Origin of the sequence: Vibrio sp. 10N.286.46.A8 (assembly GCF_041470165.1) — a bacterium.
Lineage (GTDB): Bacteria > Pseudomonadota > Gammaproteobacteria > Enterobacterales > Vibrionaceae > Vibrio > Vibrio tasmaniensis_A.
In genome coordinates, this window is sequence record NZ_JBFRLX010000320.1 from 1 (window position 1) to 4,831 (window position 4,831).

Below are 4,831 nucleotides of genomic sequence, written 5' to 3' on the forward strand. Positions count from 1 at the left end.
GAGATATATGAATTATTAATAATAAAACACTGTTCATAATTATTTTAATTAGATAGTATTTATAAATATAACGAATGCTAACGATGGAAAGATATATGAATAAGTGGATGCTGCTCCTTTCTCTGTTTTCAGCTGTCTCATACAGCGCCTCTAATTTTTCAAGCGAGGGTATTACTGCTCCCGACTTCAATTCACCAGATTTCAAGCCGCCAGAAGTTTCTCAGCAGGAACAACACAATATCGTTTGTGAAAGCGTGGTCTGCAAATCAACGTCTGCACGCCCGTCGGTTCCTGTTGTTGGTGAAGTGCCCGATAGAGAGCTTAATCAAACCATCGAAACCCTTGCGAGTGCTATCTATATTGTCGGTGAAATTGGCGTCGCGGAAAATTTGTCTACGCCAGAATATGAGAAATTTTTTGAGAACTAATTAGCACGGTGTGCCAGAGAATGGTTACTGCTTTCAAATGTTGCTACCAAAGATATTAAATGCTGTTATAAAAGGTAAAGTCTCGTTCAACGATTCAATCACCGCGGCATCTGGCAATTAGGAAGCACCAATGGAAATCTGGAAGTTACTGCTGTTCATCCCCGCTTGTTTTGCGCTCAACATGACACCGGGCCCAAACAATTTGTTATCAATGAACAACGCCCGTTGTTATGGGTTTCAGGCCGCCTTTGTAGCGGGCCTGGGACGAATCCTCGCTTTTTCTGGCATGATTGCTTTGGCTGCATCCGGCTTGGCTGTCGTGCTTTATACCTCTGAAACTTTGTTTTTCCTTATTAAGCTATTTGGCGCGATGTATCTGTTGTGGATCGCGTTCAACCTATGGCGCTCACAAGCCAGCCCGGTCGCGGATATCGAACGAAATAAGAATTGGTTTGGTCTGGTTAAACAAGAGTTCGCGCTCGCAGCGGGCAATCCAAAAGCGATACTCATTTTTACTGCATTCCTCCCTCAATTTGTCGATGTTTCAGCGAACGTAAATACTCAATTCTTTGTTTTAGGAAGCACGTTTCTTGTATTAGAAATGCTCGCGATTTCTATCTATGCGGCCTTTGGTTTATATCTACGAAATTGGTTTTCAAAACCTCAAATGGCCAAGCGCTTCAATAAAGCATGTTCTGTGTTTCTTGCCTTATCTGGTGCGAATTTGTTAGTGAGCCGTCAGTAGGGTTCGTTCTGCTGTTTACACGGATAGAAGGAATGCGATGAGTAATCAAGACCTTTCACAAATGGGCGCTGCGCTGGTTTCTTTAACTCAGCGTAATGGCGCTTCTTGTATACATAAACAAGGGGCTGGCGAGGTTGAAGTCGCTTTTTACCAACACGCAGCGCAGTATCTTGATGGAGTGAATACGCCTCGACTTCTTGCGGCCGATGGTTGTGAGCTTTTTCTCGAATACATTCCTAATTCGGTTTGTCTTACTGAGCTACAAACGACAAGTGACGTATTTCAGCAGCTCGCGAGTATTCATCGTTCTCAATATCGACCAACATTCGAAGTTAAGCGTCATCAATGGAGTTTAGATGACACCACATCGGCTTTATCTTCCCTACAGTTGCCTCTAGTTACGCAAGACAGTCTTAAGTACATTCAATCGCAAAGTGATGCTCTTTTTAATCATGACACATTAATTTCGGGTGACTCCAATGAAGGAAATTGGGGAAGAAGAGATAACGGTCAGTTGGTGCTGTTTGATTGGGAGAGGTTTGGCTTTGGTAGCCCCGCGATAGACTTGGCGCCACTCGTTTCTCAAATGGGTACTCTGAAAGATTATGAGCTGATTGTTGAACAGTATCTTTGCCATAACACCTTGATTCCGCGTGAAGAATTAATAAAGCAATTGATCATCGCTAAAAGCTGGATCGTAGTAGAAGTGACGAATATATTAGTCACGCGTAACAACCCGCAAGCTTCCAAGTACATCAATTGGTTTAGAGAGCAATTGCCAACTTGGCTGGCTTCATTTGAAGGTCAGTTGTAGCCGAATCGCAGTTGTAGTTAATCTATTTAAGGTCGATGTATGAATATTGTCTGTGCGGAAAAACAAGAACTGGCTGATATCTACCAGCTTGAACATGCTTTGTTTGGCGATCACGCCTATCCGCTGTTTTTCTTTCGTCAGGCATTTGATTGCTGGGGGAAGGGCTTGCTGGTGGCGAAACAAGATTCGCAGGTTGCGGGCTATGTGTTAATGACGCCAACCGATAAACAACAAGAGTATTGGGTTTTGTCACTGGCTGTGGATACTGCTTACCGAGGCATGGGGATTGGCCGTTCATTGATGCAGCAGGCGATAGAAACCTTGCCACAAGATTCCAAGCTGTTGCTTACTGTTGATCCAAACAACAGCTCGGCTTGTGAGCTGTACTTGTCGATGGGTTTCTTGACCATCAAAGAAGAGAGTAATTATTTCGGAGACGATGAGCCTCGTTTGGTCATGCAGCTCATCGTCTAGTTCAAGTTTCACTGTGTCTGTTTAGATGCCGGTATACGCTGGCTTAAGTCAGCATTACGATACCGTGCATCAAAACCACGCTAGAGGTTAATCGTGTTCGCATATCAAAATAGCCGTCGGGGCCTTCACTTTGGTTCTCTTCTCTCACTGACCTTTCCGCTCGCCAAGCCGCAATGTAGCCTAAGATCAGAATCAGAGTGGTGAGGAACTCTTTCTGTTCACCGAGTAGCACCGCTAGCCACGCTGCCAACACAATAACATTGCTTAGAATCAGAGCCTTATTGCTGGATTGGCTTTCGAAGTTCTCTATCGCATTGCCCCACAAAATGCCCGACAAAAAGCTCAAGATAACCACGCTGTAAGTGATGAAGAGTGTTTCGCCGCTCAAGCTGAAGAATTGACTGTCGGTGAGTGATAACAGTAGACCGAACAAAAACGGTATTAAACCCATATAACCCAGCTTGGCCATGGTGTTGCGTGTTTGAGTTGTCTCCAAGTAACCTGACCTCATAGCTGCTGCTCTATTGCATTTTTGAGGGTACTACTGGTTGGCGATGTAGAACTCGGGAAGGTTGCTATCACTTTGCCTTCTTTGCTGACCAAGAACTTGTAGAAATTCCATTTTGGTTTGATACCGGCTTGTTGTTGGATTTCGGCAAAGACTGGGTTTGCGTCTGGCCCAGATAGTGAAGCGCGCGCCATCATCGGAAAAGTCACACCATAATCTAGGTAGCAGATTTTAGCGGATTGCTCCTCGCTTCCTCTGTCTTGGCGAAAATCATTACTTGGGAAACCAACAACCGTGAACCCTTCATCTTTATACGTTTGGTGAAGCTGCTCAAGTTGTTCGAACTGAGGCGTGAAACCGCATTGGCTTGCCGTATTCACGATTAATAAAGTCTTGCCTTGAAACTCTTCACACAGCTCAATTTCTTCGTTTGAATTTAACAGCCTTTGTTTGCCGTTGAGTATATCAGGGCAGCTTGCTGAAAAAGCGAATGAACTTGTTAGGCTCGCGATTAGGGCGGTGGAGCACAGCAGTGAATGTTTCATAAGTCTGACTCATTTTAGTTGGCGTAACTGTTATTACTGTTCAACGACTTAAAATGATCACTTTAAAGACCAGAATTGCTTCAGTATCAGCTATCAGTTAAGTATCAGCTGACGCTTAGCAAATAGGGCGCCACCAAGCGCCTGATATTCACCTTGGCTCCAAGGCGAGATGCCAGCAGGTACATGCCTCCAATCTTTCGGTGGAGGAATAGAGCGTCTGCTGGTGGCGTGTGCCAATACTCTTGCTCCATGCTGAGTATGGTTCCCGCTTCACGAAGCCTTTGGGCTAAACCACTGGCTTTGAAGTCGTAATCTTCATCGACAAGCATGGGTTCACAGGCCATTTTCACTAAGTTGAGAATCGCTTGGCGCTGGTCTGGGAGGATGGTCTCGCTAAAAAATCCAATCTGCTCTAACGCCTTGTTGAGTCCTTGTTCATCGTGAGTAATCACAGAGGTAAAAGCCAAACGATAGCCATCACTGAAGCGGCCGCTGTATTCTCGGGTTGCTCCAAAGTCTAAAAGCCCAATCTGTCGCGTGTTTTCAACGTAAAGATAGTTGGCGAAGTTGGGATCGGTTTGCACCATCTTGAAGTCGAATAACTCTTTGAACAGAAGCTCGAGCAAGCTGTGCATCACAAAATCACGGGTGCTTTGATCGTAACCTTCTATTTGCTCTATCGAGACGCCTTCAATGAAGTCCATGGCGAGCACTGATTCTGAAGACATTTGAGGGTAAATTTTAGGTACAACGAAGTGAGAGTGTTCTTTTAATGCATTGTGATAACGAGTCGCATAGTCAGCCTCGCGAGCATAGTCGGCTTCATCATGTAGTTGTTTTTTTGCCTCTTCTAATAAGCCTTTGTAATCGACAGACTTGGGAATCAAACCAACGATATTGAGCAATGTACCTACGTTGTCTACATCACTGTCGATGCTTTTTCGAATGCCTGGGTATTGGACTTTTATGGCAAGTTTGTCTCCCGCATCGCTATAGGCTTGGTGAACCTGGCCTATAGATGCGCTGGCAATAGGTTTAAAGTTGAAGGAAAGGAATTCGGCTTTCCAGTTGATGCCGAGTGAGCTTTCTAACACTTGGTTGAGCTGCTTTGTTGGCAGAGGATCTGCGTCTGAGCGCAGGCGAGAAAGAATGTCGGCTAATTCAGGTTCTAAGACATCGCCTGCATCCATTGATAGCATCTGCCCCAGTTTCATTGCTGCACCGCGCAGGTGTGCGAGTTGATCGGTTAGACGAGCAATGTTTTGTGGCGTTAGCAGTAAGTCTTTTGCTTTAGGCCTGTTGCCTCGTGCTATTTGC

The 4,831-nt window shown here is 45.0% G+C and carries 7 protein-coding genes; 4 read left to right on the top strand and 3 right to left on the bottom strand.

Annotation, left to right across the window (positions count from 1 at the left end):
• Positions 1-74 precede the first annotated feature (74 nt).
• The 4 genes from AB4232_RS22015 to AB4232_RS22030 all read left to right on the top strand — a co-directional run bounded on the left by AB4232_RS22015 (position 75) and on the right by AB4232_RS22030 (position 2,461).
• Positions 75-428, top strand: coding sequence for a hypothetical protein (locus tag AB4232_RS22015; RefSeq protein ID WP_017084580.1), 354 nt, complete (start codon positions 75-77; stop codon positions 426-428).
• 130 nt (positions 429-558) lie between these two features.
• Positions 559-1,173: a LysE family translocator gene (locus AB4232_RS22020; protein ID WP_017089636.1), complete on the top strand. Its 615-nt coding sequence runs from the start codon at positions 559-561 to the stop codon at positions 1,171-1,173.
• Between the two features lie 37 nt (positions 1,174-1,210).
• Positions 1,211-1,987, top strand: a complete 777-nt coding sequence (locus AB4232_RS22025) for a phosphotransferase family protein (protein ID WP_372088013.1) — start codon at positions 1,211-1,213, stop codon at positions 1,985-1,987.
• Between the two features lie 39 nt (positions 1,988-2,026).
• A complete protein-coding gene (locus AB4232_RS22030; protein WP_108214310.1) occupies positions 2,027-2,461 on the top strand; it encodes an N-acetyltransferase in 435 nt (144 codons plus the stop codon).
• Positions 2,462-2,504: 43 nt separating this feature from the next.
• Here AB4232_RS22030 and AB4232_RS22035 read toward each other — a convergent pair whose 3' ends face one another.
• The 3 genes from AB4232_RS22035 to AB4232_RS22045 form a co-directional block, all read right to left on the bottom strand.
• The gene (locus AB4232_RS22035) at positions 2,505-2,972 is read right to left on the bottom strand and encodes a DUF3429 domain-containing protein (protein WP_108214309.1); all 468 of its coding nucleotides are present in this window, start codon (positions 2,970-2,972) and stop codon (positions 2,505-2,507) included.
• Positions 2,969-3,514, bottom strand: coding sequence for a glutathione peroxidase (locus AB4232_RS22040; protein WP_004736397.1), 546 nt, complete (start codon positions 3,512-3,514; stop codon positions 2,969-2,971). Before AB4232_RS22040 ends, AB4232_RS22035 begins: the two co-directional genes overlap by 4 nt.
• A 104-nt stretch (positions 3,515-3,618) precedes the next feature.
• Positions 3,619-4,831, bottom strand: a 1,213-nt coding sequence (locus AB4232_RS22045; RefSeq protein ID WP_372088014.1) for an ABC1 kinase family protein, incomplete at its 5' end; no start/stop codon positions are given.

Excerpts from the sequence above, each read along its gene's own strand:
- AB4232_RS22035 (WP_108214309.1), bottom strand. The coding sequence starts at position 2,972 with ATGAGGTCAGGTTACTTGGAGACAACTCAAACACGCAACACCATGGCC.
- AB4232_RS22020 (WP_017089636.1), top strand. The coding sequence starts at position 559 with ATGGAAATCTGGAAGTTACTGCTGTTCATCCCCGCTTGTTTTGCGCTC.
- AB4232_RS22030 (WP_108214310.1), top strand. The coding sequence starts at position 2,027 with ATGAATATTGTCTGTGCGGAAAAACAAGAACTGGCTGATATCTACCAG.
- AB4232_RS22015 (WP_017084580.1), top strand. The coding sequence starts at position 75 with ATGCTAACGATGGAAAGATATATGAATAAGTGGATGCTGCTCCTTTCT.
- AB4232_RS22025 (WP_372088013.1), top strand. The coding sequence starts at position 1,211 with ATGAGTAATCAAGACCTTTCACAAATGGGCGCTGCGCTGGTTTCTTTA.
- AB4232_RS22040 (WP_004736397.1), bottom strand. The coding sequence starts at position 3,514 with ATGAAACATTCACTGCTGTGCTCCACCGCCCTAATCGCGAGCCTAACA.